The sequence below is a fragment of the Celeribacter marinus genome (assembly GCF_965656515.1).
GTDB lineage: Bacteria > Pseudomonadota > Alphaproteobacteria > Rhodobacterales > Rhodobacteraceae > Celeribacter > Celeribacter marinus_D.
This window is the reverse complement of the sequence record NZ_CBFHKW010000016.1, coordinates 10,347-37,017: the sequence shown is the minus strand read 5'-3', so window position 1 is coordinate 37,017 and position 26,671 is coordinate 10,347. Positions and strand designations below refer to the sequence as shown.

30 protein-coding genes are annotated in these 26,671 nt (G+C 55.1%); 20 read left to right on the top strand and 10 right to left on the bottom strand.

Features of this window, described 5'->3' with window-relative positions:
• The 7 genes from ACTG34_RS05735 to ACTG34_RS05705 all read left to right on the top strand — a co-directional run.
• Positions 1 to 343: ATP-binding cassette domain-containing protein (locus ACTG34_RS05735; protein ID WP_439104024.1), on the top strand; the 343-nt coding region annotated here is incomplete at its 5' end.
• Positions 340 to 1,671 (top strand): HlyD family type I secretion periplasmic adaptor subunit, encoded by a 1,332-nt coding sequence (locus tag ACTG34_RS05730; protein WP_439104023.1) that lies wholly within the window; start codon positions 340 to 342, stop codon positions 1,669 to 1,671. The genes ACTG34_RS05735 and ACTG34_RS05730, both read left to right, overlap by 4 nt.
• A 10-nt stretch (positions 1,672 to 1,681) precedes the next feature.
• On the top strand, positions 1,682 to 2,140 hold the full coding sequence (locus ACTG34_RS05725; RefSeq protein ID WP_439104022.1) for a RidA family protein: 459 nt from the start codon (positions 1,682 to 1,684) through the stop codon (positions 2,138 to 2,140).
• A 3-nt stretch (positions 2,141 to 2,143) separates the two neighbouring features.
• Positions 2,144 to 2,908, top strand: a complete 765-nt coding sequence (locus ACTG34_RS05720; protein ID WP_439104021.1) for a glycerophosphodiester phosphodiesterase family protein — start codon at positions 2,144 to 2,146, stop codon at positions 2,906 to 2,908.
• A 52-nt stretch (positions 2,909 to 2,960) separates the two neighbouring features.
• On the top strand, positions 2,961 to 4,142 hold the full coding sequence (locus ACTG34_RS05715; protein ID WP_439104020.1) for a GNAT family N-acetyltransferase: 1,182 nt from the start codon (positions 2,961 to 2,963) through the stop codon (positions 4,140 to 4,142).
• Positions 4,135 to 4,434: a 4a-hydroxytetrahydrobiopterin dehydratase gene (locus ACTG34_RS05710; RefSeq protein WP_439104019.1), complete on the top strand. Its 300-nt coding sequence runs from the start codon at positions 4,135 to 4,137 to the stop codon at positions 4,432 to 4,434. Before ACTG34_RS05715 ends, ACTG34_RS05710 begins: the two co-directional genes overlap by 8 nt.
• On the top strand, positions 4,431 to 5,279 hold the full coding sequence (locus tag ACTG34_RS05705; protein ID WP_439104018.1) for a mechanosensitive ion channel family protein: 849 nt from the start codon (positions 4,431 to 4,433) through the stop codon (positions 5,277 to 5,279). Before ACTG34_RS05710 ends, ACTG34_RS05705 begins: the two co-directional genes overlap by 4 nt.
• 54 nt (positions 5,280 to 5,333) lie before the next feature.
• Here the strand turns inward: ACTG34_RS05705 and ACTG34_RS05700 are convergent, their stop codons facing one another.
• A complete protein-coding gene (locus tag ACTG34_RS05700; protein WP_439104017.1) occupies positions 5,334 to 5,822 on the bottom strand; it encodes a peroxiredoxin in 489 nt (162 codons plus the stop codon).
• 78 nt (positions 5,823 to 5,900) lie between these two features.
• Between ACTG34_RS05700 and ACTG34_RS05695 the strand changes: the two genes are divergently transcribed.
• Genes ACTG34_RS05695 through ACTG34_RS05685 form a run of 3 tightly spaced genes read left to right on the top strand, consistent with a single transcriptional unit; the run spans position 5,901 to position 8,313 of the window.
• Positions 5,901 to 7,106 carry an NAD(P)/FAD-dependent oxidoreductase gene (locus tag ACTG34_RS05695; protein ID WP_439104016.1) on the top strand — a complete coding sequence of 402 codons (1,206 nt, stop codon included), beginning with the start codon at positions 5,901 to 5,903 and terminating at the stop codon, positions 7,104 to 7,106.
• Complete coding sequence (gene rsmD / locus ACTG34_RS05690; RefSeq protein ID WP_439104015.1) at positions 7,106 to 7,666, top strand: 16S rRNA (guanine(966)-N(2))-methyltransferase RsmD; 561 nt, start codon at positions 7,106 to 7,108, stop codon at positions 7,664 to 7,666. The genes ACTG34_RS05695 and rsmD overlap by 1 nt, the downstream gene beginning before the upstream one ends.
• Entirely contained in the window at positions 7,663 to 8,313 is a 651-nt protein-coding gene (locus ACTG34_RS05685) for an HAD family hydrolase (protein ID WP_439104014.1), read from the top strand. Before rsmD ends, ACTG34_RS05685 begins: the two co-directional genes overlap by 4 nt.
• Here ACTG34_RS05685 and ACTG34_RS05680 read toward each other — a convergent pair.
• The 3 genes from ACTG34_RS05680 to ACTG34_RS05670 form a co-directional block, all read right to left on the bottom strand.
• The gene (locus tag ACTG34_RS05680) at positions 8,310 to 9,587 is read right to left on the bottom strand and encodes a bifunctional folylpolyglutamate synthase/dihydrofolate synthase (protein ID WP_439104013.1); all 1,278 of its coding nucleotides are present in this window, start codon (positions 9,585 to 9,587) and stop codon (positions 8,310 to 8,312) included. The genes ACTG34_RS05685 and ACTG34_RS05680 overlap by 4 nt on opposite strands.
• Complete coding sequence (gene accD / locus ACTG34_RS05675) at positions 9,584 to 10,531, bottom strand: acetyl-CoA carboxylase, carboxyltransferase subunit beta (RefSeq protein ID WP_062221059.1); 948 nt, start codon at positions 10,529 to 10,531, stop codon at positions 9,584 to 9,586. The genes ACTG34_RS05680 and accD overlap by 4 nt, the downstream gene beginning before the upstream one ends.
• A gap of 64 nt (positions 10,532 to 10,595) precedes the next feature.
• Positions 10,596 to 11,492 (bottom strand): lysostaphin resistance A-like protein, encoded by an 897-nt coding sequence (locus tag ACTG34_RS05670; protein ID WP_439104012.1) that lies wholly within the window; start codon positions 11,490 to 11,492, stop codon positions 10,596 to 10,598.
• A gap of 193 nt (positions 11,493 to 11,685) precedes the next feature.
• On the opposite strand from ACTG34_RS05670, the gene ACTG34_RS05665 reads away from it, so the two are divergent.
• The 5 genes from ACTG34_RS05665 (at position 11,686) to ACTG34_RS05645 (ending at position 16,712) form a co-directional block, all read left to right on the top strand.
• Positions 11,686 to 12,282, top strand: a complete 597-nt coding sequence (locus tag ACTG34_RS05665; RefSeq protein ID WP_439104011.1) for a hypothetical protein — start codon at positions 11,686 to 11,688, stop codon at positions 12,280 to 12,282.
• Between the two features lie 93 nt (positions 12,283 to 12,375).
• Positions 12,376 to 13,149 (top strand): DUF6478 family protein, encoded by a 774-nt coding sequence (locus tag ACTG34_RS05660; protein WP_439104010.1) that lies wholly within the window; start codon positions 12,376 to 12,378, stop codon positions 13,147 to 13,149.
• A gap of 10 nt (positions 13,150 to 13,159) precedes the next feature.
• Complete coding sequence (locus ACTG34_RS05655) at positions 13,160 to 13,546, top strand: hypothetical protein (RefSeq protein WP_439104009.1); 387 nt, start codon at positions 13,160 to 13,162, stop codon at positions 13,544 to 13,546.
• 76 nt (positions 13,547 to 13,622) lie between these two features.
• Positions 13,623 to 15,650, top strand: a complete 2,028-nt coding sequence (locus tag ACTG34_RS05650) for an FAD-dependent oxidoreductase (protein ID WP_439104008.1) — start codon at positions 13,623 to 13,625, stop codon at positions 15,648 to 15,650.
• 156 nt (positions 15,651 to 15,806) lie between these two features.
• Complete coding sequence (locus tag ACTG34_RS05645) at positions 15,807 to 16,712, top strand: LysR family transcriptional regulator (RefSeq protein ID WP_062217638.1); 906 nt, start codon at positions 15,807 to 15,809, stop codon at positions 16,710 to 16,712.
• Positions 16,713 to 16,747: 35 nt separating this feature from the next.
• On the opposite strand, the gene ACTG34_RS05640 is transcribed toward ACTG34_RS05645, so the two are convergent.
• Both ACTG34_RS05640 and ACTG34_RS05635 read right to left on the bottom strand, forming a co-directional pair.
• Complete coding sequence (locus ACTG34_RS05640; RefSeq protein WP_439104007.1) at positions 16,748 to 17,683, bottom strand: OmpA family protein; 936 nt, start codon at positions 17,681 to 17,683, stop codon at positions 16,748 to 16,750.
• A 107-nt stretch (positions 17,684 to 17,790) separates the two neighbouring features.
• Positions 17,791 to 18,528 (bottom strand): competence/damage-inducible protein A, encoded by a 738-nt coding sequence (locus tag ACTG34_RS05635; RefSeq protein WP_439104006.1) that lies wholly within the window; start codon positions 18,526 to 18,528, stop codon positions 17,791 to 17,793.
• Positions 18,529 to 18,576: 48 nt separating this feature from the next.
• Between ACTG34_RS05635 and sfsA the strand changes: the two genes are divergently transcribed.
• The 3 genes from sfsA (at position 18,577) to ACTG34_RS05620 (ending at position 21,408) form a co-directional block, all read left to right on the top strand.
• Complete coding sequence (gene sfsA, locus ACTG34_RS05630; RefSeq protein WP_439104005.1) at positions 18,577 to 19,269, top strand: DNA/RNA nuclease SfsA; 693 nt, start codon at positions 18,577 to 18,579, stop codon at positions 19,267 to 19,269.
• Positions 19,270 to 19,334: 65 nt separating this feature from the next.
• Positions 19,335 to 20,150 carry a type I methionyl aminopeptidase gene (gene map, locus ACTG34_RS05625; protein WP_439104004.1) on the top strand — a complete coding sequence of 272 codons (816 nt, stop codon included), beginning with the start codon at positions 19,335 to 19,337 and terminating at the stop codon, positions 20,148 to 20,150.
• A 172-nt stretch (positions 20,151 to 20,322) separates the two neighbouring features.
• On the top strand, positions 20,323 to 21,408 hold the full coding sequence (locus ACTG34_RS05620) for a TRAP transporter substrate-binding protein (RefSeq protein ID WP_439104003.1): 1,086 nt from the start codon (positions 20,323 to 20,325) through the stop codon (positions 21,406 to 21,408).
• 73 nt (positions 21,409 to 21,481) lie between these two features.
• On the opposite strand, the gene zapE is transcribed toward ACTG34_RS05620, so the two are convergent.
• A complete protein-coding gene (zapE, locus tag ACTG34_RS05615) occupies positions 21,482 to 22,561 on the bottom strand; it encodes a cell division protein ZapE (RefSeq protein ID WP_439104002.1) in 1,080 nt (359 codons plus the stop codon).
• Between the two features lie 110 nt (positions 22,562 to 22,671).
• On the opposite strand from zapE, the gene ACTG34_RS05610 reads away from it, so the two are divergent.
• On the top strand, positions 22,672 to 23,925 hold the full coding sequence (locus tag ACTG34_RS05610) for an MFS transporter (RefSeq protein ID WP_439104001.1): 1,254 nt from the start codon (positions 22,672 to 22,674) through the stop codon (positions 23,923 to 23,925).
• On the opposite strand, the gene ACTG34_RS05605 is transcribed toward ACTG34_RS05610, so the two are convergent.
• The 3 genes from ACTG34_RS05605 to mbfA are packed head-to-tail and all read right to left on the bottom strand — an operon-like array spanning position 23,922 to position 26,013.
• Complete coding sequence (locus ACTG34_RS05605; RefSeq protein ID WP_439104000.1) at positions 23,922 to 24,545, bottom strand: HAD family hydrolase; 624 nt, start codon at positions 24,543 to 24,545, stop codon at positions 23,922 to 23,924. The two genes, ACTG34_RS05610 and ACTG34_RS05605, sit on opposite strands and share 4 nt — an antisense overlap.
• Complete coding sequence (locus tag ACTG34_RS05600; protein WP_439103999.1) at positions 24,542 to 25,000, bottom strand: YaiI/YqxD family protein; 459 nt, start codon at positions 24,998 to 25,000, stop codon at positions 24,542 to 24,544. The genes ACTG34_RS05605 and ACTG34_RS05600 overlap by 4 nt, the downstream gene beginning before the upstream one ends.
• A gap of 35 nt (positions 25,001 to 25,035) precedes the next feature.
• Positions 25,036 to 26,013, bottom strand: a complete 978-nt coding sequence (mbfA, locus tag ACTG34_RS05595) for an iron exporter MbfA (protein WP_439103998.1) — start codon at positions 26,011 to 26,013, stop codon at positions 25,036 to 25,038.
• 275 nt (positions 26,014 to 26,288) lie between these two features.
• On the opposite strand from mbfA, the gene ACTG34_RS05590 reads away from it, so the two are divergent.
• Positions 26,289 to 26,671, top strand: a 383-nt coding sequence (locus ACTG34_RS05590; protein ID WP_439103997.1) for a TetR/AcrR family transcriptional regulator, incomplete at its 3' end; no start/stop codon positions are given.

Genomic DNA, 26,671 nt, shown 5'->3' with positions numbered 1-26,671 from the left:
TGTCTCATCCTCTGGCGGATTGTTGTCAGGCGGGCAGCTACAGCGCATTGGATTGGCTCGAGCGTTCTTTGGCACGCCCGTCTTGGTTATCCTAGACGAGCCGAATTCGAACCTCGACAACGAGGGCACTATGGCTCTCAATACCGCGATCCGAAATCACAAGGACGAGGGTGGCGCAATCTTGATCATGGCGCACCGTCCCTCAGCCATTGAAGAGTGTGAAAGGCTTTTGGTGCTGAATGGGGGCGCGCGGCGCGCCTTTGGACCCAAAGACGCAGTCCTAAAAGAAACTGTGCAAAACAGTGCCGATATACAGCGCGGCGGAATGGGAGGTGTCCAATGAGTTCCTCACACAAAACCCAACCTAAATCCAGTGACGGGCAATGGGGCGCGGCCCGCCTTTTGAGCATCGGCTTTTTACTCGTCGCGCTATTGATCGCAGGCTTTGGTGGGTGGGCCACAGTTGCCCGCATTGATGGAGCCGTCGTGGCCTCAGGTAAATTGCAGGTTGATCAAAACCGCCAAGAGGTCGCTCACCGTGACGGCGGCGTTGTGGCAACTTTGAACGTCCGCGAGGGCGATGCCGTCACCGCCGGAACCCCGCTTTTGACCCTCTCCGCAAATGAGTTACAAAACGACCTGCGCATCGCCGAAAGCCAGCTTTATGACATGATTGCACGGTCTGCTCGCCTTGAGGCGGAACGCGATCACTCCGATAAGATTGCCTTTCCCCAAGACCTGTTGGAGCGTGCTGACGGGCACCCTGAAATGCAGCTACAAATTGCGGGGCAGGTCGATCTATTCTCCGCACGCACACTCACGCAGCAAAAGGAAATCGAGCAGCTCGAAAAACGGAAAACCCAAATTGCGGCGCAGATTGACGGTCTCAATGCACAACGCGCGGCGTTAGAGGAACAACGCTCCTTAGCGCAAGGCGACTTGGTCGATCAGGCATCGCTGCGCGAGCGCGGCCTCACCCAACAAAGCCGTGTGACGGCGTTGCGCAAAGAGGTTATTGGCCTGTCAGGCGAGTTGGGTCGCATTGACGCAACCATTGCCCAAGCAGACGCTCAAATCACAGAGATTGACCTGTCCATTCTAAAGCTTGCGTCAGATAGTCGAGAAACTGCGATTAGCGAATTGCGTGACGTCCAAAACAGGACCGCACAGTTACACGAACAAGTCGCAGCCCTCGCAGCCCGCAAGGCACGGCTGGTCATCACCGCCCCAATGGATGGGATTATCTACGATTTGTCAGTGTTCGGACCCGGCGCTGTGATATCGTCCGCCGAACCTCTTCTCTACATCGTTCCGCAAGACCGCCCTCTTGTTATCTCCGCGCGCATAAGTCCCACGCATATCGATCAGGTGTACCCCGGACAGAGCGTTAGATTGCGGTTCACAACCTTTGACCAACGGCGCACGCCGGAACTTATAGGCACGTTGACCCGAATTTCAGCGGATGCCTTTACCGACGATATGAGTGGGGCCACGTTTTACCTAGCGGAAATTTCATTGTCGGACGCACAAAAGCAGCGGCTGCCGGCCGGAAGCGAGTTACTCCCCGGCATGCCCGTAGAGGCGTTTATCTCCACTGGCGAACGAACGCCCCTTGCATATCTGACGAAACCCCTCACAGATTACTTCAACCGCGCGTTCCGCGAAAATTGAAGGAAATCACATGTCTGATATCGAAGCCCGCCTCTCCGCCTTAGGTCACACTTTGCCCGACGCACCAGCGCCCGCAGCCAACTACGTGCCGTTCGTAGTCACAGGCAAACACCTCTTTGTCTCTGGCCAAATCTCAAGCGGGCCAGACGGATTGATTTTAGGCAAACTTGGCGCAGACCTGAGCGTCGATGACGGCGTACGGGCGGCGCAAAGATGCGCCTTGGCCCTTTTGGCACAAGCAAAGGCCGCTACGGGCGATTTGTCTAAAGTGGCACGCTTGGTAAAGCTTGTCGGGTTTGTAAACTCGACCCCTGACTTTATTGAACAACCCAAAGTGATCAACGGTGCCTCCGACCTCATGGTCGAGGTTCTTGGCGATGCGGGTCGCCATGCGCGTTCCGCAGTTTCGGCAGCCTCGCTACCTCTCGGCGTTGCGGTCGAGATTGAGGCCATCTTCGAACTGGTTTAGCCGATGAAACCCTGTTCACTGCCACAGGCGTTCCTTGAGCGTCCCATTGCGCATCGCGCCTTACATGATGGTAATGTGAGTCGCATTGAGAACGGTATTGCCGCCATCGACGCGGCAATCACCGCCCGTTTCGGGATAGAGATCGACGTCCAACCGAGCCGTGATGGCACCGCCATGGTGTTTCACGACTACGATCTTGGCCGCGTGACAACATCCAAAGGGCCGATCGCGCAGTGCACGGCGCAAGAGTTATCACGCGTTGCATATATCACGGGTGAAATCGGCATCCCTACACTCGCAGAGGTATTGGCGCGCATTGATGGCCGCGTTCCCGTGCTCATCGAAATCAAAGATCAAGACGGGAGGATGGGGCCAAACGTTGGAGCCCTAGAGGGCGCAGTGGCGCGGGTCATCGATGAATATGACGGCGATGTTGCAGTTATGTCATTCAACCCTCACTCCGTGGCTGCAATGGCAAACCTTGCCCCCCATATTGCGCGTGGACTGACCACATGCGACTACCCAAAACGCGACTGGCAACTGCTAAGTGACGATATCCGTTCGCACCTTCGGGGTATTCCGGATTTTGACCGTGTTGGGGCCTGCTTTATCTCGCACAAAGCAGGGGCACTTGGGGATCAACCCGTTTTGGACCTGCAAAGCCGCGGCGTCCCTATCTTATGCTGGACTGTGAAATCGGCCCACATAGAGCAAAAAGCGCGCGAAATCGCCGACAACATCACCTTTGAGGGTTATATCCCCGCTTGACCTCCGCGTGATGCGAGCCAGCTAATGCACATACCAAAAGGAGCAGGTGCGCGTGGCCGATGAAATCGAAATCTTTCTCATCCCATCGATTAATGAGTTCGATGTCGCGGATTGGGATGCATGTGCACGCGCCCCACAGACGGGCCGTGCGCAAGACCCGTTTACAACGCACCGCTTTATCAAAGCATTGGAAGAGAGCGGATCGGTCGGGGGACAAACGGGATGGGTGCCGCGCTACATTGGCGCGCGCTCCAATGGCACGCTCATCGCGGTCGCGCCGAGTTACCTGAAAAGTCACAGTCAGGGTGAATATGTGTTCGATTTTGCATGGGCAGACGCCTATGAGAACGCTGGAGGACACTACTACCCGAAACTCCAAATTGCAGTTCCGTTTACGCCCGTTTCGGGACGTCGTTTTTTGGTACGCGACGGGTACAACGAGATTGGACAGGCCGCGCTGATTAAGGGGGCCGTATCCATCGCCGAACGGCACGGGCTATCATCGGTCCACGCTACATTTTGCTCGTTTGACGAGGCACAATCAGGCAAAAACATGGGCCTTCTGGCTCGCACGGGCCAACAGTTCCACTGGACCAACCGCAGCTATCCGGATTTCGACGCCTTTTTGTCAGACCTATCGTCACGCAAACGCAAGAATATTCGAAAAGAACGCGAAACCGCACAGAGCTTTGGCGGCGAAATTGTGCGCCTGACAGGCGATCAAATCCAACCTCATCATTGGGATGCCTTTTGGACCTTTTACCAAGATACAGGGGGGCGAAAATGGGGTACTCCGTATCTCACGCGCGCATTCTTTGATCGCCTCCATGCGACGATGCGCGATGATGTTTTATTGGTCTTTGCGATGCGGGGAGACACACCTGTTGCAGGTGCCCTAAACTTCATCGGCACTCAAACGTTGTTCGGTCGCTATTGGGGCTGTACGGAGCATCATCCGTGCCTTCATTTCGAACTGTGCTACTATCAGGCCATCGATTACGCGATCGAGCATGGGCTCGCACGCGTCGAGGCCGGCGCACAAGGCGAGCACAAACTCGCCCGTGGTTATATGCCAAGCGCAACGCATTCTGTACACTGGATCGCAGATACGGGATTTCGCAACGCGGTCAGCGATTTTTTGGACGCCGAGCGCCGAGCGGTGGACCGCGAGGTGGAGATTTTAACCGCCTATGGACCGTTCAAAAACTCACAAAAGGAGAGCGATCATGACTGAGCTTTTATCGCGTGCGGACCTGGATACATTCGTTACGCCATTGGAGAATGCAGGCTGGGCCCGAACCCGTGACGGACACGCACTTTCAAAAACATTTGTCTTTTCAGACTTCGTTTCTGCTTTCGATTGGATGAGCCGTGTGGCACGCATCGCGCAAGAGATGAACCATCATCCCGAATGGACGAACGTCTACAAAACAGTTGCTGTCACCCTGACAACACATGACGCCAACGGGGTGACGATGAAAGACATCACATTGGCGCAAGACATGGATAAGGCCGCGAACGCATGATCGAAGAACTTCTGAATTACGATATCTACAACGGCAACACAGTTGGAGATTACCTGTCGCTTGAGTTTCTTGCAGGCGTTGCCGGCTCCATCGTCGGTGCTCTACTGATCTTGTTCGTGGGGATGTTTTTGTCGGGATGGGCCGGTCGTCGTATTCGCGGCATTAGCAAACGCCATGCAAAACTAGACGACACCTTGTTCAACTTTTTGGGCAATATCACGCGCTATATTATTTTGGGCTTCACCGTCCTCATCGTTTTGAACACGTTCGGGATTCAAACAACCTCCATCGTTGCGGTCATCGGTGCGGCGGGTTTGGCCATCGGCCTGGCCCTACAAGGCACGCTCTCCAACGTGGCGGCAGGTGTTATGATCGTCTTGTTTCGCCCCTTCAAGAATGGTGACTTTGTCGAGGTCGCGGGCATGTCAGGCACGGTCAAAGATATCTCGCTGAACTTCACCGAACTCGCAAATGTCTCCAACGTGCAGGTGATCGTGCCTAACTCACAGGTTTGGGGCAATATCATCACTAACTTTTCCACCAACCAAACCCGCCGCGCGGAATGGATATTCGGAGTCGGATATGGTGCAGACCTGAAAGCCGCAGAGGAGGCCATTCGCGCTACGATCCTTGCGGACCCACGGTCCCTGAGTGAGCCGGAGCCATTTATACAAGTAAACAATCTTGGTGATTTTTCGGTCGATTTTCTGGTGCGCGTTTGGGTGTCGTCACCGGACTATTTCAAATATCAGGCCGACATAAAACGCGCAGTCAAAGAGGCACTTGATGCTGCGGGAATCGACATTCCGTTCCCGACACAGACCCTGATCAATTCAGGATCATAAACTATCAAACGCCCGCAACATCCTGCGGGCGTTTTCATGTCTATGGGGGTGCGATTAGATCTCGGCCAGCAACGCTTCGCCGCCCGAAATAGAGCATTCACCAGGGCTCGCCTCTACATGGAGGACTTTCACAACGCCGTCTTCGGCATAAAGTGCGAAACGTTTGGAGCGATCGATAAGGCCTGCGGGAGGTGCAGAAAAATCCATACCCAGTGCTTTGGTAAACGTTCCATCGGCGTCACCGAGCATCGTAATGCCAACACCTGCGGCTTCGGTATCTTTGGACCACGCAGCCATCACAAAGGGATCGTTAACCGAAATACAAATAACTTCGTCTACGCCCTTGCTGTCAAACTGGCCCTTGGTGCGGACAAAGCTTGGCACATGCGAGGTCGAACATACACCAGTGTAGGCGCCGGGCAACCCGAACAAAACAACCTTGCGGCCTTTGAACTTTGCGCCCATGTCTACGGCTTCTGGACCATTCTCACCCAAGATGAGTGCAGTTCCACTTGGGAGTGTGTCCCCGACAGAAATTGTCATTTAATAACTTCCTTCACGTTGTGTTTCCTTACCCCAACGATATAGGTTCTGTATGCGGTGCGACCAGAGGGAAATGCCATGAGCAAGTTTATTGTCATCGGAGCCGGGCAGGCGGGACAGTCAATCGTTACCAAGCTGCGTGCCGAAGGCTTTGATGGTAAAATTACACTGATTGGTGATGAGGCCGCCCCGCCGTATCAACGCCCTCCCCTATCAAAATCCTATCTGCTCGGGGATATGGAACTGGATCGCATCTACCTGCGACCCCAACAATACTACACCGATGAAAACATTGATCTGATCACGGGACGCGAAGTCTCGTCCATTGATCCCGTGGCAAAGACCGTCACGTTGGGCGACGAGGTGCTAAGCTACGATGCGCTAGCGCTTACAACAGGGGCGCGGCCGCACCGTTTGCCTGCCAAAATTGGTGGCGATTTAGATGGCGTCTATACCATGCGAACGCTTGCAGACGCTGATGCGATCCGACCTCAGTTCACATCGGGCGCATCCGTCCTCATTGTGGGGGGCGGCTATATCGGTTTGGAGGCCGCGGCAGTTGCCGCCAAGAAAGGCCTAAACGTGACGCTGGTGGAAATGGCAGATCGCATTCTTCAACGCGTGGCATCTCCCCAAACCTCGGACTATTTTCGCACGCTCCATACGGCGCATGGGGTCAAATTGTGTGAGGGTGTTGGGCTACAAAAGCTCACAGGCGAAGGCCGTGTGAGTGGCGCAATCCTAACCGATGGCACAGTCCTAGACGTTGATTTCGTCATCGTCGGGGTTGGCATTGCACCGGACACACGTTTGGCCGAGACCGCGGGCCTAAGCATCGACAACGGCATCGTGACAGACCTCTGCGCACGCACATCCGATCCTTCGATTTTCGCCGCCGGTGATTGCGCGTCTTTTCCTCACTATGGGAAACACATCCGCATCGAGAGCGTTGGAAATGCGATCGACCAAGGGGAAATTGCGGCGCAAAACATGCTCGGGCTCAATGTGTGCTACACGCCTAAGCCGTGGTTCTGGTCCGATCAATACGATGTGAAACTTCAAATTGCGGGGCTGTCTACGGGGCATGATCAAGTCGTTGTGCGCGAAAATGACGGCGCGCGGTCGCATTGGTACTATCGCAACGGGCAGCTCATCGCAGTAGATGCCATGAATGATCCGCGTGGTTACATGATTGCAAAACGCTTGATCGAGAGCGGCAAAACGGCCGATCCGGACATGGTCGCGGACCCTGTGTCCGACCTCAAATCATTGTTGCGTACCTGATGCGGATTATCGCAGGGCACTGTCGCGGCATCGCGCTCGCCGCCGTTGGCAAGGGCGATCCTGCCGCACACCTACGTCCTACCACCGACCGCGTGCGCGAAAGCCTATTCAATGTGTTGATGGGCGGACGTTACGGCGATCCGATCACCGATGTGAGAGTGCTCGACGTGTTCGCCGGCACCGGTGCACTCGGGTTGGAAGCGCTCTCGCGCGGCGCGAGCCATGTGACATTTGTCGACAACGGACGAAAGGCACAAAGCCTCGTCAGTCAAAACATCAAACTGTGCAAAGCGGCCGGTGCAACAACCATCATCCATACGGATGCAACACGCCTACCATCCAACCCCGCAGCTCCCTATGACTTAATCTTTCTCGACCCTCCTTATGGCAAAGCCTTGGGCGAAAAAGCAATTTCATCCGCTTTGGCAGGGGGGTGGATTTCGGACACCGCCCTGATTGTGTGGGAAGAGAGCGCGCCCATTTCGCGCCCCGACACATTGAACATCCTCGATAGCCGCCGCTATGGCGACACCACAATTTCATTTTTGGAGCCCGCATGACCCTGCCAAAACTCGTGATTTTTGACTGTGACGGCGTTATTGTCGATAGTGAGCCCCCCACGCTGGACCTCCTACGTGATGACTTTGCGGCGCACGGTCTCGACCTCACAATGGTCGATATTGAGCGCGATTATACGGGACTGCTCATGGCAAATGTCGCTAAGAAAGCGCGTGAAAACGGGGCGGCGTTGCCACAAGATTGGGTCGATTTATTCTACGTCAAGATGTTCAACCGCCTGCGCGAGGGCGTGCCTCTCGTTGGAGGTGTGGTGGCGGTTTTTGAGGCGCTGGACGCGGCGGGCATTCCCTACCGCGTGGCATCCAACGGACCAGATGCGAAAATGGACATCACGCTTGGCGCCTACCCCGATCTGCATGCGCGCCTCAAAGGCCGCATTCACTCGGCCCATACTCATGGCACAGCCAAGCCCGATCCTGAGCTTTTACTTATTGCGGCACGCGCCGAGGGCGTTGCGCCTGAAGACTGTGTCATGATCGACGATAGCCCGTCCGGCTGCATTTCTGCACGCCGCGCCGGTATCCGTTGTTTCGGATTTGATCGAGATGGAGATGGGGCGCGATTGGTGGCCGAGGGGGCGGAGCATCTACGCTCAATGAATGAGTTATGTGCGCGGATTGGCCTTTAGGCGTTGCCATCGCGCAGCACATTTCCGGCCAGATAGAGAGAGCCGCAAACCAAAATCCGCGCATTGGGCGTGGACGCTACGATGTTAGCCACGGCGGTATCAACGCTTTGCGCGACGCAGGCCGTCATCCCGACATCTTTTGCATGTGACGCCGTAACATCGGCCGCGAGCGTGTTTGTCTCACCGACAATAGACACCGCATAAAGGCAATCGGCATGCGCGGCCAACGGGCGTAAATACCCCGAAATGTCTTTTGTGTTGAGCATACCGCAGACCAAGACCGTCTCGCGCGCGGGCAGTTTTGACAAAGCCTCGGCAAGAGCGTCCCCCGCTGCGGGATTGTGGCCACCATCGAGCCAGATTTGCGCGGATGGCGCGGCTTTGCATAGCGGGCCAGAGCGCAAGAGCTGCATACGTGCAGGCCACTGCGCCTTAGTCACAGCCGCCTCGCATGCGACCTCGCCAAGTTTCAAATAGCGCAATGCCGCGAGCGCCGCACCCGCGTTGTGTATTTGATGTGCGCCGATCAGGTTTGGCAAAGGCAGATCGCACAGCCCATGTTCATCTTGAAAGATCAGCCGCCCGCGCTCTTCCCAGACATGCCACTGCTGACCATAGGCCAATAGGGGCGCACCGAGACGCATCGCGCGCGCTTCGATCACATCCATCGCCTCATCCGTTTGCGGCCCGACAACAACGGGCACACCACGTTTGATAATCCCCGCCTTCTCACCGGCTATGGCACCGATGGTGTCGCCTAAGAATTGGGTATGGTCTATAGAGACCGGCGTAATGATCGATAGGGCAGGTTTCTCGACCACGTTGGTGGCATCCAAACGCCCACCGAGTCCGACCTCAAGCAACGTATAATCCGCAGGCGTTCGCGCAAACGCCAAGAGAGCGGCCACTGTCGTGATCTCAAAATACGTAATCGGCGCGCCGCCGTTGGCCGCTTCGCATTCTTCCAAAACAGCCTGTAAATCGTGTTCGGCAATCAATGATCCCGCCACACGAATGCGTTCGTGAAAACGCGCAAGATGCGGCGATGTATAGGCATGCACGGATTGCCCCGCAGCCTCTAGTCCGGCCCGGATCATGGCCTGTGTGGAGCCTTTGCCATTGGTGCCCGCGATATGGATCACGGGCGGCAATTTGCGCTCAGGATTGTCGAGCGCAGCCAACAAGGCCCATACACGATCCAAAACGAGATCGATCACCTTTGGGTGCAGCGACATCAACCGTTCAAGGATGACATCCGAACCTTGCTCACTCACTTGGCGATCTCTGGCGCATCCGTTGCCTCGCTCACATCGACATCATCCGTCATGTCCTGTGCCGTTGGAGCAGGTAAATCGGCGACCACAACTGGCGGCATATTCCCGAGCATCCGCAAAATCGTCGTCAACTCGTCCTTTAATTTCATCCGGTGTGTAACGCGGTCGAGCATGCCGTGGTCGAGCAAGTACTCCGCCCGCTGAAAACCCTCAGGCAGTTTTTCGCGAATGGTCTGCTCGATCACACGCGGACCCGCAAAACAAATAAGGGCGTTTGGCTCCGCAATCTGCACGTCCCCCAGCATCGCATAAGATGCGGTGACGCCGCCCGTGGTCGGGTGCGTCAAAACGACGATATATGGTAGGCCCGCCTCTTTGAGCATTTGCAACGCAACAGTCGTGCGCGGCATTTGCATCAAGGACAAAATACCCTCCTGCATACGCGCGCCACCCGCGGCCGAAAACATCACAAAGGGACGGTTCAGTTTGATTGCACGCTCCACACCCGCAATGAACGCATTGCCGACATACATCGACATTGATCCACCGATAAACGAGAAATCCTGAGCTGCGGCCACGATCGGAGTGCGTGAAATTTCACCCTCGGCCACAAGCATCGCCTCTTTTTCGCCCGTCTTTTTCTGGGCTGCCTTCATCCGCTCGGGATACTTTTTCTGGTCTTTGAACTTTAGCGGGTCCTCGATTGGCTCGGGCACGGCGACCTCAACAAAGACGCCACCATCGAAAAGCGCGGTAAAGCGATCACGCGGCGTAATCATCATGTGATGATCGCAACTCGTGCAAACGTTGAGATTGTCCGCCAATTCACGGTGGAAAAGCATTGCGCCACATTCGGGGCATTTGGTCCAAAGGTTGTCTGGCGTGTCACGTTTGGAGAAAAGCGACCCGATTTTGGGGCGGACGTAATTGGAAATCCAGTTCATACCAGTGCCTTTGAGCAAAGTTTTTGTTGTGCCTTCAGATAAGACCTCGCGGCGCGAATTGCAATCAACGCCTGATGGCCACCCGCGCAACAAGCCAAGTGACAGCAAGGAATAAAAATTCGTGCAATATAATCAACGGGTCGGAGTAAAGCGCGCCGAGATCAGCCGACGACACCCACATCCCAAATCCAGAGAGCACGTCCTTGTGTGGGGCAAACATCATTGCGGCAAAGTTATTGACCAGATGTAGGGCAACGGCTGGGCCGATTGACCCAGATCGCGCCGTCAAATCACCCGCGACCACACCAAAACATATAGCCCAGACCACTGGAAAATAACCGGCAACGCCGTCGACAACGGGGCTAACATGCCCGACCCCGAACAAAAAGGCCGACCCCACAATGCCAAATGCGTAGGACTTTGTGGCTCCCGTAATCTGCGTCTGTAGGTAGCCGCGAAAAAACAGCTCTTCTGCCAAAACCTGAACCATCAGGCCAATGAGCGCGAAAGGAACCCAAAACAGCCATTGCCCGATGTCATATTGCGCGTCGATCACTTGGGTATCGGCACCCCACGGCAGGATCAACATGACCGCCAAAAGCCCGATCATCCACTTTAGAGTGACCCAAAAATCACGCCGCATCAGCGCACTTGGCCCCGTTATGTCGCGCAGGGTGCGCGCTGTCAGCCGCTCGGCCAACATGACGGTGGCAACGATCAAGATCGCAAAGCCTGAAAGCACCACGAACAGACCGCCGGGCGTCACCCCAACGCGTGGCCGCCCAGACGGATCGACAGTAATTGCATGTAGCGCAGGATCGGCGGACCCCAATGTGAGAAAGAACAACGGAGTAGCAAACAGGCCAACCGCCAACCCAACACCTAACATAACGAAAACACGCCAAAATTCAGGGCGGCGCTGTGCCGAACGGATCATATCCGCATAAGCGTCACTTTTCACGTGGTGATCTCCTCGATGTGTCTCCATGTATATCACCCTCGCCCCTCGCGGCAACGGGAGTTGTGCTTGTGTAAACGCGCTATGATCTGTATCCCACACGCGCGTTTGAGTGGACGCAGGGAGAGTTTCTATGGTTTTATTGTTTCGCCGCATGTGCTTGGCTTTTGGCGTCCTGACGTTATGTGCATGTCAAATGACACTCCCAACATTGAGCGCGCTCACACACCCCAAAAGTGCGCCATCCGTGACCTTTGCGCATTCAGGCATCGTCCTGCGTGGCCCTGACGGGTACTGTGTGGACACGCAATCCTTACGTGACGAAGCGGCCACTGGCTTTGCGCTTATGGCAAATTGTGACGCGCTCAAGGGACGCACATTGTCAGCCGATGATGCACCTTTAGCCGTGTTGACCGCGTCGATATCTGCGCCAGTATCATCGCCAGCAGTCGCAGACCCAGATGTCCTAGCGACCTTCTTTTCAACGGATAGCGGACGTGCGGCGCTTGCACGCTCTGGCCAGTCAAGTGATGTGACGCTGATCGACAGCTACGCTCGGGGGGATGCCTACTACATCCATGCGCTGGATCGGTCCCCAAATCCAATGGGCGCGTTTTCAAACGAATATTGGCGCGCGGTCGCGTTGATAAAGGGACGAATCGTGACACTGACCGTGATGCCATTCACCGCCTATCCCCTCAGTGGCGCGCAGATGAAACGCCAGATCACATATTTCACAGAGGATGTGCTACAAGCAAACCTTGATGGCCGCTCGGTTATTGTTTCCGAATAAGAAACGAGTTAGCTAGAAATCAATAGTTTGTAGAATTGAAACCTTTTGAAGCGAACATGCTTTGAAAGCGGCGTGAAGGGTTGGCTTAGTCGAATGCGCGGGCGATTTTTGAGTTTGATAGAACGGCGGGTAAACCGCATAACGCTGGCCCGCTGGGCGCGGCGCTCAAAAGATTCACACTCCCTCAACCTCGATGCATTGCGCGACCTGCGGCATCAAGCAAAGATGCTGCGCAACAAAATCGACGCCTTTCTTTTTGTCGCTGACGGGCGATTGACCCTGCCACTGATCGGGTCGAACGCGATGCAATTGCCACTATACACGGACTGGTCTTACCGCCCCGAAATATGGCGCGGGCCAATCCAGCCTATTGGAGGCGCGTCTGTTCAAACAAAAACGACCATTGGCGCCGAGGCCACTATTTTTCACGATTGCCGCGTGTCAGAACTTACCTTTCGCCAACTGCGTAACAGATCGGAAACCGATCTCGCGCCCTTTGGCCTTGGCCTAGATGTATTTCGTTTTGATGGCTCGTTTCTCTCGCTATCGATTGACCTGCCAAGTGATGTTTGTGACGGACTTGGAAAACGGCATGTAATCCGCCTTGATTGCACTGTAGACGTCGAAAGCCCGATCGAAATTTTCGCACGCCTCAGCATCAAACACGGACCCAACAGCGACGAAATGGTGCGCGAATTGCCTCTGCACACCGATGACGTTTTTGTCGAATTTGATCTCGCCTATACCAATCTTGATGAAAAGCGTGTTGAGAAACTATGGGTAGATCTCATTTTTGAGGGGCCGCGAATGAACCAGATCCTATTGCGCGATGTGACATTGTCACGCCGCCCACGTGCACAAATTTAAGGACGCAAAAGTGTCAAATGTAACGCTCATAAAAACAAGCCTACGAGCCGGCGTATGGGAGGGAGAACTATCTCTCGCCGACCCCGCAGCGGACATGCCCGAAATCGAGGTCACGTGTCTAGATGTCCCCGTTGCAGGCCATACATTGACAGAGATACCCGACCGCGCTGGCACTTATGTGTTTCAATTCACAATTCCGACTGATGCGCTTAACGATGGGATATCCACGTTTTTGTTTACGGACCGTGCAACGGGTGATCGCCTCGGATCATGCACCGTTTTTGCGGGTGAGGATATCAACGATGATATGCGTGCCGAACTGGATTTGATGCGAGCCGAACTTGATATGCTCAAACGCGCATTCCGCCGTCACTGCATGGAAACGGGCGCAGCTTAAGCCGCTTTGACGCCGCGTCTTGCGTGACACACACAGGCTCCCCGCGCAATGTAACGTTGATAGGGAGACCCACGACGTGACACACGCAACACCATACCCACACCTTCTCGCGCCACTTGATCTCGGGTTCACGCGCCTGCGAAACCGAACCGTCATGGGATCGATGCATACCGGACTTGAGGAACGTAAAGACTGGGACGCGGTTGCCGCATTCTACAGCGCGCGCGCCAAGGGCGGTGTCGGGCTTATCGTGACCGGCGGCATGGCTCCCAATTCAGAGGGCGGTGTGTTTCCTGGTGCCGCGGGTCTTTACACAGACGACGACATTGCCAACCACCACCGCGTAACGGATGCCGTTCACGCCGAGGGCGGCAAAATCGCAATGCAAATCCTCAATGCGGGCCGCTATGCCTATAGCCACGAATGCGTCGCTCCCTCCGCAATCAAGTCTCCTATCTCCCCTTTCTCTCCCAAAGCCTTGGATGAGGCTGGGATCGAAAAGCAAATCGCGGACTACGCCACCGCCGCAAAGCGCGCTCAACACGCAGGCTATGACGGGGTCGAAATCATGGGGAGCGAAGGGTATTTGATAAATCAGTTCCTCGTCACCCACACCAACACGCGTGAGGACGGCTGGGGCGGAACCTATGAAAAGCGCATGCGGTTCCCCGTTGAAATCGTAAAGCGCGTGCGCGAAGCCGTCGGCACGGATTTCATCATCATTTACCGTATCTCGATGATTGACCTCATCCCCAACGGATCAACATGGGAAGAGGTTGTGATGCTCGCCAAAGCGGTCGAGGCCGCTGGTGCTACGATCTTAAACACAGGGATCGGTTGGCATGAGGCCCGCATACCAACGATTGCAACATCTGTTCCGCGCCGTGCCTTTTCATGGGTGACGAAAAAGATGATGGGTGAGGTGTCCATTCCGGTCGTCACATCCAACCGCATCAACCACCCAGATGTCGCTGAGGCCGTCTTGTCGGAGGGGTGCGCCGACATGGTATCCATGGCGCGGCCCTTTCTCGCGGACGCCGATTTTGTTGCCAAAGCACAAAACGGCCAAGCAGATAGAATTGTGCCGTGCATTGCCTGTAACCAAGCCTGCCTTGATCATACATTCTCGGGTAAACTTACATCATGTCTTGTGAATCCGCGCGCCTGCCATGAGACAAACCTCGTCTATTCGCCCGTCACCAATGCCAAATCCGTAGCCGTGGTCGGTGCTGGTCCTGCTGGCCTTATGACAGCAATTGTCGCCGCTGAGCGCGGACATGCGGTCACACTGTTTGATCGCTCCGACCGTTTGGGCGGTCAGCTCAACATGGCGCGTCAGGTTCCGGGCAAGGAAGAGTTCCATGGTCTTGTAGATTGGTTCACAACTACCGTTGCAAATGCGGGAATCACGCAACGCCTGAATACGGATGCTACGGTTGAAATGCTCGCGGACTTTGACGAGGTCATCATTGCCACAGGCGTTGTGCCGCGTGACCCACAGATTGCGGGACAGGACGCCCACGGCAACACCGTCTCCTACATCGACGTTTTGCGCGATAAGGTGGACGTTGGAAAACGTGTCGCCGTGATCGGCGCGGGTGGGATCGGGTTTGACGTAGCCGAGTTTCTGACCACGGGCGACAGCCCCACACTCGACATTAAAGAGTGGAAAAACGAATGGGGCATCACCGATCCACAGCACGATCGTGGTGGGGTCTCGCTCAGCGGTCCGAACCCCGAGGCCGCTATTCGTGAGGTGACGTTGCTACAGCGCAAAGCGGAGAAACCTGGTAAGCGGCTGGGCAAAACAACAGGCTGGATACACCGCGCAGCGCTTCAGATGAAAGGCGTGCGCATGCTGGGTGGTGCCACCTACGAAGAGATTACCGCTAACGGGATCGTCATCACCAAAAATGGCGAGCGGCAGTTGATCGAAGCCGATACAATTGTGCTTTGTGCAGGACAAGTATCCGAGCGGTCGTTGGCGGATGCGTTTGAGGACATAGGACGCACTGTGCATGTGATCGGCGGGGCAGATGTTGCCGCCGAATTGGACGCAAAGCGCGCGATTGATCAGGGCGCGCGCCTCGCCTCAACACTCTAAGCCCCTGAAATACAGGGTGGAAACGCACTATTTCCTTGTTTCCTGAGCGAAGACGATAGACGAATTGATCACGCTATTGTCCCGCGCTCACCCCATTGTTGCCCGAATTGGGGATCATGTTCATCTGCAATCAGGAAGATACTGTAGGTAGAAAACATGGACCGATTGACAGAAATGGAAGCCTTTGCCACGGTCGTAGACCAAGGTGGCTTTACAGACGCTGCGAAGAAAATGGGGATTTCAAAATCTGCCGTATCCAAGCACGTTTCCTCGCTTGAGGCCCGCCTCGGCGCGCGGCTTCTAAATAGAACAACACGCCGTGTAAGTCCGACCGAAATTGGCTTGGCCTATTACGACCGCGCCCGCCGCGTTCTCAATGATGCGGGGGAGGCAGACGCGCTTGTCAGCTCTATGCAATCGGACCCATCGGGCCTGTTGCGCATCTCGGTTGCAACGGATTTCGGTGTGAATCACCTATCTCCTGTCCTCGGCGATTTTCTATCGGAATTTCCGGACATCAACGTCAATATGGTCCTCAACAACCGTTACGTAGAACTGATTTCCGAAGGCTTCGACATGGCCATTCGCATCGGTGAGTTGGAAGATAGCACGCTACGCGCACGCAAGCTGACCGAAACGACAAAGATGATGGTCGGATCGCCCTCATATTTCCAAAAATACGGTCGTCCGCAAAAAATCGACGATCTCAATGATCATAAGTTGTTGCACTACGGAAATCAGGCAAACTCCGCCGTGTGGAAACTCACGGCTCCATCAGGTGAAAAACGCCAAGTGCGCACCGCAGGCTGGTTGACCGTCAACGATGGTCAATCGCTTTTGAACGCTGCCATTTCCGGCCTTGGCATCGCTTACTTGCCATCCTTCCTCTACGCCGACGCGCTTGAAAAAGGTTTGGTCGAGGAAGCAATTCCCGATCTTCCGGCAGAGACCCAAGGCATCTACGCGGTCTACCCACCGGGTCGCTTCACCCAGCCAAAGGTTCGCGCCTTCATCGACTTTCTCGTGCATTCATTTGCCGAAAAAGGCCCGAACAAGTGGTAGCTCTCTCGCACTAACGAGGCGCTAAATTTTCAGACTTATTGGGTCGGGGCGAGGATCGCTTCGACCCTTCTGTTCATACTGCGCCCATCTTTGTTTGCGTTCGATATGCGTGGTGCGAGATACCCCACACCCTGCGCCCCAAGTTGCTCGGCGGGTACGCCATGTCGGTCAATGAGTCTCATTCGCACTGAGGCGGCACGGTCCTTTGACAAGGCAACATTGCCCGACAAGCCGCCCACATTATCGGTATGCCCGACCAAGACCACACGCACATCAGGGCGGTCTCGTAAATACAACGCTATGGCGGCCAGTGACGCAAACGGCCCGACACCAAGGCGTGCAGACCCTGTTTCAAACGCCAAATCTTCTAACGCGGCGTGGCCTAGCGTGGTGAGTTGCTCGATCAAAGGCAAATCAGCCGATGGATTGACCTGTCCCAATGGAATGGACGCTCGTGGCTCCTGATCATCGGCGCCGGTCTGCGGGGTAACTGTGGTCAACTGCACAAAAGCGGCTTGTCCCGCACGACTGGTAACAACCGACACGCGCCGACCATCGCCGTGCTGCGCCAAAACATATTGGAAGTCACCCAAATCCACGAACATGTTTGGTGGTGAAACAAGGTCTAACATATATCGAAAATCATACCCGCCACAGACCGTATCCGCGCATGCAAAAGCAATCGTAAAACCATCGGCTTGCAACTGCGCTTTTAGCGGTTCTATGGCTTGGAAACTTGTGAGGCTAGATCCCGCTATTTTATATGCGCGTGTGGTGATCTGACCCTGAACGGCATCAAATTGAGTTGTGCCGTTTTGAACCGCTGAAACCGGGAACGAAATGCTGTTCGCGTCCGTTTTGGACGCAGTCATAATAGCCGAGGCGGGTAAATCCAACGCGCACGCAGGCGCACTAAACCAAATGGCCGCGAACAACGTCAGAACAGGTTTAACACCAAGATTTATCGTCACGTCGCCACAGGCTCCCTTTGCGGTATAGGTAGAGGCCAAGCGCCGCTATTCCAAGCACAGAATATCCATCGGGCGCACAGCGTGCCACCATGACGACACCCGCACGCTCATCCGCGCGGAAATAGATTGGCCAGCTCAATCATCGCGGCCTCAACCTGTGCGCCACTAATCCCCCGAATCACAATGTTGGTGCCAAATGCGCCGTCTTGCGTAAACGGATATGACCCCATCGACAGATCCGGATAGCGTGCAGCAAGATCGCCAAGCGGTTCCGCGACCGTGCTCTCGGGGCTATCAATGCGGTAGGTCTGTGACAATAGCGGCGAACCACCCGTAAGGGTTGGCATTACCGATGCTACCATCGCCTGAAAAATATTCGGAACACCCGCCATCACGTGGACATTTTGAACTGTAAATCCAGGCGCAATCGACACGGGGTTTTCAATCAATGTCGCGGTATCAGGAATACGCGCCATGCGCATGCGCGCGGCATTGAACTCTGCGCCGCGAGCCGCGTAATGCGCCGCCAACAAAACGCGCGCATCATCGCGCACATCGATTGAGACACCAAACGCCTCAGCAACGCAATCGGCCGTGATGTCATCATGGGTTGGACCGATGCCACCGGATGTGAATACATGGTCGTAGGCGGTTGAAAGCGCGCGGACGGCGGACACGATTGCGTCCCTATCATCCGAAACCACACGCACCTCTTTGAGGTCGACGCCGCGTTTGGTCAATTCACCCGCGAGATAATACATGTTGGCGTCACGTGTGCGACCAGACAGAATTTCGTCACCAATGACGAGCATCGCTGCGCTAGGGTTCGGATTTACGGTCGACATTAGGTCTCTCCTTGAGCATCACTTGGTCTTAGGTATAGAGCTGTGGTCATGCGCTTTCAAACCGAACTCATTCCTGCGACTCTAATTCGCCGCTATAAACGCTTTTTGGCGGATATTCGCCTCCCAGACGGGCGAGAAGTGACGGCCCATTGCCCGAACCCAGGATCAATGATGGGGCTCGCCGACGAAGGCTTGACCGTATGGGTCGAGCCAAACGATGACCCAAAGAAAAAGCTGAAATATGGTTTGCGGCTCGTTGAGGTTAACGGGGCCACGGTTGTGGTCGACACGGGGATTGCCAACCGCGTGATCAAAGAGGCGCTCGAGGCCGGCATGATCAAAGGCGTGTCGGGCGAGGTCCGCGCCGAGGTAAAATACGGCGAGAACTCCCGTGCCGACTTTCTTGTCACACAGGGTTGCGAAAAGATCTGGGTCGAGGTGAAGTCAGTCACTTTGAGCCGCCACGCAGGTCTTGCTGAATTTCCCGATAGCAAAACAGCGCGGGGGGCCAAGCATCTTGGCGAGTTATCCGCACGCGTCAAAGAGGGCGATCGTGCCGTCATGCTCTATTTGATCGGCCGCACGGATTGTGATCAATTTCGCGTCGCGTCCGATATTGACCCTACGTACGGCTCGGCCGAAATTGCGGCGCGCACGGCGGGGGTTGAGGTCATCGCGTTCGGGGTAAGCGCCTCACCCGAGGGTGTCACATTTAACCCGACATCCATTGCGGACGTGTGAGGCTTCGCCACTGGCCCTTTTCCCCACAAAAGACTATACGTGGCTCAAAGCGAATGGAGAGCATTTTGGACGACACGCATCACGGCCGCATAACCAAAGACGGCATTCGAATTCATGAGGCATCAGATTTTGCGGGCATGCATGCCGCGGGGCAAATTACGGCTCAGATCCTTGATGAGGTCGCGGATCTTGTTGTTCCAGGTGCGACCACCGAAGATATCGATGCGTTTGTTGAGCGGCGGGTAACCGAACTCGGCACCACCTCTGCGACCATCGACTACAAAGGGTACAAGCACGCAACCTGTATCTCGATCAATCACGTTGTGTGTCACGGCATCCCCAGCGCCAAAAAGTTGAAAGATGGCGACATCGTGAATATCGATGTTACGGTCATAAAGGACGGGTGGTTTGGAGACAGCTCACGCATGTATGTCGCGGGAAAATTGTCCCGCAAGACCGAACGCCTAATCCAAGTGACCCATGATGCCCTCTTTAAAGGGATCGAAATGGTGAAGCCGGGCAATACGTTTGGCGACATTGGTCACGCGATTCAAACATACGCTGAGGCGCAACGCATGTCGGTGGTCCGTGATTTTTGCGGACACGGATTGGGTCGCGTGTTCCATGCTCCCCCCAATGTGTTGCACTACGGACGCGCGGGTCAGGGCCCTGTCCTAGAGGAGGGAATGTTTTTCACCATTGAGCCGATGATCAACCTTGGCCGTCCAGAGACCAAAGTTTTGGCCGATGACTGGACCGCCGTGACGCGCGACAAATCTCTGTCCGCACAATTCGAGCATTCTATCGGTGTAACCGCTGACGGGTTCGAAATTTTCACACTGTCGCCAACCGGACGGTTCCACCCGACCTACACCGCATAGCCTATTGGGCGACGCACAACGCAGGTCGCGCCCCCGCTCAAGCTTTGATCAAACGGTCAGGTAAAAATTTTCGGGCGTTATTGCGCACCACTTTTAACTAACTTACCAAGCACCCACGCCAGAGTGACGATACGTCAATCTCTTACCGATCAGCCTGAAAGGGACGCGACACATGAACATACTTTTTAAATCCGCAGCCACCGCAGCTCTGGTTGCACTCACATCAACGGGCAGCGCATTTGCCCAAGACGTGACGCTACGGTTTCAGCATTTTGTCTCTCCCGCCTCTGGATCGCCGATGTATTTCATGCAGCCGTGGGCCGACAAAATCGAGAAGGAATCTGCGGGGCGCATCAAGATTGAGCTATACCCGTTGATGCAACTTGGCGGCAAAGCTCCTGATCAATACGACCTTATTCGCGATGGTGCGATTGATGGCGGCTGGATTATCCCCGGTTACCAACCGGGTCGTTTTCTTGAAGTCGAGGCGATGGAACTTCCTTTCATGACTGCGAAGTCGGGCGAATTGGCCTCAATCGCCGCGTGGGAATTCACCCAAAAGCACCTGATGGATGATTTTGCGGACGTCAAAGTTCTAGCTGCGCACATGCACGGCGAGGGGCTTGTCCACAAAAAGGGACCAGCTCTCACACGCATTGAGGATTTCAAAGGATTGAAGCTGCGCGCACCAACGCGTACGTCGACCCTATTACTCGACAAACTTGGTGCGACACCTGTCGGCATGCCCGTCCCCGCCTTCCCCGAGGCCTTGGCCAAAGGCGTGTTGGATGGCGGCGTAATCACCTTTGAAATGGCACCCTCTTTGAAGCTTGATGAGTTGACCGATAGCCACACAGACGTTGCAGGCGACAGATCATTCTACAATCTCTACTTCATTTGGGCGATGAACCAAGCCAAGTATGATAGCCTCCCAGATGATCTCAAGGCTGTAATCGATGCCAATTCCGGTGCCATGGCCTCGGAATGGTCGGGAGCCGCATACGATCGTGGCGACGAAGATGGACTTGGCGAGATTGCAGCATCGGACAACACAATCGCGGTTCTGAGCGAAGAGGAAACCGCGAAAATCCGCGCTCTTGGCGAAGAGGTCACAGCCGAGTGGATTGCTGATGTCACAGCCAAAGGGTTTGATGGCCAACAGCTTGTTGATGATGCGCACGCCGCAATGGATGCCGCACTTACATCTCATCCGTGGATCGACACACGCGGCGCTGCGGCCACCGTTGCGGGCGAATAAGCGCCCCTCCAAAACTGCCAAAGGCCGCCATAACGGGCGGCCTTTTTCGTTGTGAAACAGTCGAGAGGGGCGGCTAGTCGTGTCCCCAATTGGCATCTTGCATCTCACGCAAACGCGACGCTGTGCGTTCAAATTCAAACGCACCGGCACCCTCGATATACAGGCGCTCGGGCTCATCTACAGCCGTGACAACGAGGCGTACCTTCGCCTCATAGAGAGCATCGATCAGCGTCACAAATCGCTTTGCCTCGTTAAAGTTGCTACGCGAGAGCCGTGGGATTTCTTCTAGGATCAACAACTTGACCGCATCGGCGATGGCCAGATAATCGGCGGGGCCGTACATTTGTGCGCAAAGATCCCAAAATGTCGCACGCGCAATGCCGTTGTGAAAACGCGGAAGCAGAACCTCGCGCCCTTTTACGTGCAGCGTAAGCCCCTCGGTTTGTCCGCCCGTGAGATCAGTCCAAATCTCTGCAATCGCTCTGCGCGCGATCTCATCCACAGGGTGGAAATAGACGGGCGTCCCCGTCAATCGTCCCTGCCGGTAGTCGACAGGCGAGTGCAGATGGTGGACGGTTAACCGGTCTTTGATCAACGCGATAAACGGCAAGAAAAGTTGGCGGTTTAAACCATCCTTATACAAATCGTCAGGGACACGGTTCGAGGTTGTCACGACCGTCACGCCCTTTTTGAACAAGCCCTCAAACAGGCGACCGACGATCATGGCATCGGCAATATCGGTGATCTGCATCTCATCAACACATAGCAACCTGATACCGTCAGCTACACTCTCGACCACCGGCGCAATTGCATCCTCGACGCCCTTTTGGCGCGCCGCATGAATACCCGCCTGGACCTCTTGCATGAAGGCATGGAAATGGACGCGGCGCGATGGAACGGGGCTATGCGCATGGAATAGGTCCATCAACATAGATTTTCCGCGCCCGACACCGCCCCATAGGTATAGCCCCTTGATGACAGGTGGCGGTTTGCGTCCACCAATCAGGGATAACAATCCGCTTTTGCCGCGCGGGGCCGCGCGCAAGGCCGCGTAGACCTCATCGAACAGGGGCAAAATTGCCTCCTGAGCAGGGTCAGCGGTTAACGCGCCGGCGGCAACTTTACTCGCGTATATATCTGTTAAACTCTTCATATCTCCCCTTACCGCGCAACGGGTCATAAGGAAAGATGATCGATCCCATGCCAAGGTTTTGATTGACGCCACTCACACAGTGAACGACATCTGGGCCAAAGGAGACATAAATGTCCGATACACGCACCCCGCTGTTTACGCCCGTCTTGATTGGCGGATGTCTCATTATGCTCATCAGTTTTTCAATACGTGCCTCCTTTGGAGTGTTCCAAATCCCCATCGCCACCGAATTCAACTGGCCGCGTGCCGAATTCTCAATGGCGATTGCAATCCAGAACCTCGCATGGGGCTTTGGCCAACCCATTTTCGGCGCGATTGCAGAACGGATGGGCGATAGAAAGGCCATTATTCTGGGAGCGTTGGCCTATGCTGCGGGCTTGGTTCTATCGTCGATTGCCGTCACACCCGAGGGGCATCAGTTCTATGAAATCCTCGTGGGGTTCGGCATCGCGGGTACAGGGTTTGGCGTCATTCTTGCGGTCGTTGGGCGTGCATCGTCTGACAAAAACCGCTCCATGTCATTGGCCATTGCAACCGCTGCCGGATCGGCGGGGCAAGTGTTTGGTGCGCCGCTTGCAGAGTGGTTGCTGTCCACAATGTCATGGCAGAATGTCTTTGTTCTATTCGCTGCGGCGATCTTGTTATCGCTCTTTGCATTGCCACTTATGCGCGCCCCTCAAACCGCCTCAAAGGCTGAGTTGGAAGAAAGCCTTGGTGCTATTCTCGGCAAGGCTTTTCGCGATCCGAGCTATACACTGATCTTTCTGGGCTTCTTCTCATGCGGGTATCAGTTGGCGTTTATCACCGCGCACTTTCCCGCCCTGATAACCGAGATGTGCGGCGCAATTGATCCGTCCGGCACGCTTGCGTCCATTGGTGTGACGTCGACCTCTGCGCTCGGTGCGATCTCTATTTCGCTGATCGGATTGGCCAATATTGGCGGCACATTGATGGCGGGGTATCTTGGGAATCGCTATTCCAAACGGTACTTGTTGGCCGGCATTTATGTGGCACGCACGATTGCGGCGGCTGCGTTTATATTTTTCCCCATCACACCCACATCCGTGATTGTGTTCTCGGTGGTGATGGGGGCGCTATGGCTTGCAACCGTGCCACTTACATCGGGGCTTGTGGCGCATATCTACGGACTGCGGTACATGGGAACGCTCTACGGAATCGTATTTTTCTCACACCAATTAGGTGCATTTTTGGGTGTTTGGCTTGGCGGTCGGCTCTACGATATCTACGGCAACTACACGGCCGTTTGGTGGGTTGGCGTCGGCGTTGGGGCGTTCTCTGCCATTGTGCATTTGCCCATTAAAGAAGTGCCTTTGGGACAAAGGATTGCACAAGCAATCGCCTAAAGGCCCGCCTCAGCGCGCGTCAACAAGGTCTCGGCGACAAGACGCTCCGCCCAACCACGCGGCCCGTCAAACAAGTGCGTTTGCCACCCGCGCGCCTGTGCAGTGGCAATGTTGTCCGCGCGGTCATCGGCAAACAAAAGACCCGCAGGTGCCACACCGCAATCAGCCTCAAGCATTTCATAAATCAATGCGTGCGGCTTCACACATCCCATGCGACCAGAAATATAGCGCCGATCGAAATCGGTCAAAAACGGATACTTCGTTTCTGCAAACTCAAAGCTTTCAATGCCAAAATTAGAGAGCGCAAAAACAGGAATACCTTTGGCCCGCAGCGCACGCAACAGAGCCACCGATTGCGGAATTGCAAGTGCGGCCATCTTGATCCAATCGTGATACCACATCAGGATCTCTGTCGAGAATTCTGGGTATTCCAACGCGGCCTGCTCAATCGTCTGGCGAAACGGCTGTCCGCAATCCACCCGATCATTGATCGCGTGCAGATCAACCGCCGCAAACATCTCTTTGCGCCGCGCCTCTCCGATCGTGGCATCATAGTGCCGCTCGGGGTTCCATTCGATCAGGACATTGCCAATATCAAAAACCACAGCATCTACGGTCATGCTATATCTCTCTTTGCAGCTTGAATGGCGCGATCTAATCCGTCGAGGAAACGCGAACGATCCATCTTGGAAAACGGCTTTCCACCGCCTTGGCGAAAAGGATCCGCTGCGCGCAAATCCGCCATTAGATCACGTGTGGCCAACACGTTTCCAATGTTGGCCTTGGTCAATGCTTCACCGTTGTGTTTGATCACACGCGCACCTGCCGCTACGACCTTTGCCGCAAGGGGGATATCGCCTGTCACCACGACATCTCCGCACCCTGCGCGATCTGCGATCCACATATCGGCCACATCAGGCCCATCGGGCACAAAGATCATTTCCACGAATGGATTGGGCGAGGGTCGCAACCCGCCGTTGCACACGAACAAGCACGCAATCTTATGGCGTGTCGCAACTTTTTCCGCTTCGTCTTTGACAGGGCAAGCGTCAGCATCAACATAAATTTTGGTCACGGCATCGCCTCGTGTTGAAAGACATCAATGGCGCATCAGCCACCACCGATAAGCGCCCCCGCAGCGAATACCAGTGCGCCACCAAGCACAACCTGAAAAGCAGCGCGCATAAATGGCGTCTCCATAAATTTATTTTGAATCCACGCGATGGCCCACAGCTCTATGAACACAACAATCAACGCAATGATTGTCGCGGTCCAAAAATCGGTGATCAAATACGGTAAGGCGTGCCCAAGGCCGCCCACCATCGTCATGATTCCTGACGCAAACCCCCGTTTGATCGGGGAGCCACGGCCCGAAATAACGCCATCATCATGCGCGGCCTCGGTGAACCCCATTGATATCCCTGCGCCAACAGAGGCCGCAAGACCGACGAGAAAGGTGGTATGGGTATCTTGTGTCGCGAATGCTGTCGCAAAGATCGGCGCCAACGTAGACACCGACCCATCCATAAGGCCCGCCAAACCGGGTTGAACCCATGTGAGTACGAATTTTCGGTGCGCATCCGCGTCCTCGCGTGCGCGCTCGTCTTGGCCCAAATGCGCCGCTTCTAATTGACCTGCCTTTTTTTCATGACCTGCCTCGGCAGCGGCCAAATCGCCCAGAAGCGCGCGGGTATCTGCATCCGTGGTTTGTGCTGCGGCCTTTCGGTAGAACGCCTCGGCACTTTGTTCCATCTCGCGCGCCTGCGCCCGCATCCGCTCGAGGCCAAGGTTCTCAATCAACCACACAGGGCTACGTGCATAAAACCCAGACACATGTTCGCGACGAATGAGCGGGATCACAGTTCCAAACCGTTTCTTGTGCAACTCAATTAGCGCGGTGCGGTGGCCGTCTTCTTCGGCCGCCATTCCATCAAAAACCAGAGCACTATCAGGAAAATCACTGCGCAAGCGCTCTGCGTACAAGCGGTAGATCTGCGCATCGTCTTCTTCGGATGAAATTGCTAGAGCAAGAATTTCTTGCTCCGTCAGATCGGAAAACCTGCGTCTATTGGCAAAACCCGGGACCATCGTAATCTCCTTTTAGAATTATTCTAAATTATGCACACACTCTAAATTCTGCAAGTCTGAAAGCTAGACAGTTCGGTTTAGTTTTCCCTTGCACATCTAAACTAGTCGGTTTAGTTTTTACGCGCTGCGAGGATATTCCTTGCAGTCGTTTACCGACATCCCTGTCGAGTACTGGGCAGGCCTTCGGGCTTGCCCCTTTTTTACGCTTACCAACTTGCTTTGCCACGCGTTATTAAGTCGCTATTGTCGGGCGAAACTCTGGAGTGATAAATCTCGTGCGGAACCTAGAAATCAAAAAAGGCCGTAAGTTCGACCAAGTGGTCGAGGGCGCGCGCACGGTATTTCTACGCGACGGCTACGAAGGGGCGTCCGTGGACGATATTGCTCGTGAATCTCAAGTGTCTAAGGCCACGCTATACAGCTACTTCCCCGACAAACGTGCGCTGTTCATCGAAATAGCAAGCCGCGAGATGAAGCGGCAGGCAGACGAAGGGGCTGGCAGTCTCGACATGACCTCGCCGCCTGAAGTTCTTTTGCCCATCGTCGGCCGCAAGCTTATAGACTACATGCTATCAGACTTTGGATTGGCCATTTTTCGCACTGCCGTCGCCGAAAGTGACAGATTTCCCGAAGTCGGCCGAAAATTCTACGAGAGCGG

What these genes read in the sequence shown, in the direction of transcription:
- ACTG34_RS05730 (WP_439104023.1), top strand. Translation starts at nt 340, where the DNA reads ATGAGTTCCTCACACAAAACCCAACCTAAATCCAGTGACGGGCAATGG.
- ACTG34_RS05725 (WP_439104022.1), top strand. Translation starts at nt 1,682, where the DNA reads ATGTCTGATATCGAAGCCCGCCTCTCCGCCTTAGGTCACACTTTGCCC.
- ACTG34_RS05720 (WP_439104021.1), top strand. Translation starts at nt 2,144, where the DNA reads ATGAAACCCTGTTCACTGCCACAGGCGTTCCTTGAGCGTCCCATTGCG.
- ACTG34_RS05710 (WP_439104019.1), top strand. Translation starts at nt 4,135, where the DNA reads ATGACTGAGCTTTTATCGCGTGCGGACCTGGATACATTCGTTACGCCA.
- ACTG34_RS05705 (WP_439104018.1), top strand. Translation starts at nt 4,431, where the DNA reads ATGATCGAAGAACTTCTGAATTACGATATCTACAACGGCAACACAGTT.
- ACTG34_RS05700 (WP_439104017.1), bottom strand. Translation starts at nt 5,822, where the DNA reads ATGACAATTTCTGTCGGGGACACACTCCCAAGTGGAACTGCACTCATC.
- ACTG34_RS05695 (WP_439104016.1), top strand. Translation starts at nt 5,901, where the DNA reads ATGAGCAAGTTTATTGTCATCGGAGCCGGGCAGGCGGGACAGTCAATC.
- rsmD (WP_439104015.1), top strand. Translation starts at nt 7,106, where the DNA reads ATGCGGATTATCGCAGGGCACTGTCGCGGCATCGCGCTCGCCGCCGTT.
- ACTG34_RS05685 (WP_439104014.1), top strand. Translation starts at nt 7,663, where the DNA reads ATGACCCTGCCAAAACTCGTGATTTTTGACTGTGACGGCGTTATTGTC.
- accD (WP_062221059.1), bottom strand. Translation starts at nt 10,531, where the DNA reads ATGAACTGGATTTCCAATTACGTCCGCCCCAAAATCGGGTCGCTTTTC.
- ACTG34_RS05665 (WP_439104011.1), top strand. Translation starts at nt 11,686, where the DNA reads ATGACACTCCCAACATTGAGCGCGCTCACACACCCCAAAAGTGCGCCA.
- ACTG34_RS05660 (WP_439104010.1), top strand. Translation starts at nt 12,376, where the DNA reads ATGCGCGGGCGATTTTTGAGTTTGATAGAACGGCGGGTAAACCGCATA.
- ACTG34_RS05645 (WP_062217638.1), top strand. Translation starts at nt 15,807, where the DNA reads ATGGACCGATTGACAGAAATGGAAGCCTTTGCCACGGTCGTAGACCAA.
- ACTG34_RS05635 (WP_439104006.1), bottom strand. Translation starts at nt 18,528, where the DNA reads ATGTCGACCGTAAATCCGAACCCTAGCGCAGCGATGCTCGTCATTGGT.
- sfsA (WP_439104005.1), top strand. Translation starts at nt 18,577, where the DNA reads ATGCGCTTTCAAACCGAACTCATTCCTGCGACTCTAATTCGCCGCTAT.
- ACTG34_RS05620 (WP_439104003.1), top strand. Translation starts at nt 20,323, where the DNA reads ATGAACATACTTTTTAAATCCGCAGCCACCGCAGCTCTGGTTGCACTC.
- zapE (WP_439104002.1), bottom strand. Translation starts at nt 22,561, where the DNA reads ATGAAGAGTTTAACAGATATATACGCGAGTAAAGTTGCCGCCGGCGCG.
- ACTG34_RS05610 (WP_439104001.1), top strand. Translation starts at nt 22,672, where the DNA reads ATGTCCGATACACGCACCCCGCTGTTTACGCCCGTCTTGATTGGCGGA.
- ACTG34_RS05605 (WP_439104000.1), bottom strand. Translation starts at nt 24,545, where the DNA reads ATGACCGTAGATGCTGTGGTTTTTGATATTGGCAATGTCCTGATCGAA.
- mbfA (WP_439103998.1), bottom strand. Translation starts at nt 26,013, where the DNA reads ATGGTCCCGGGTTTTGCCAATAGACGCAGGTTTTCCGATCTGACGGAG.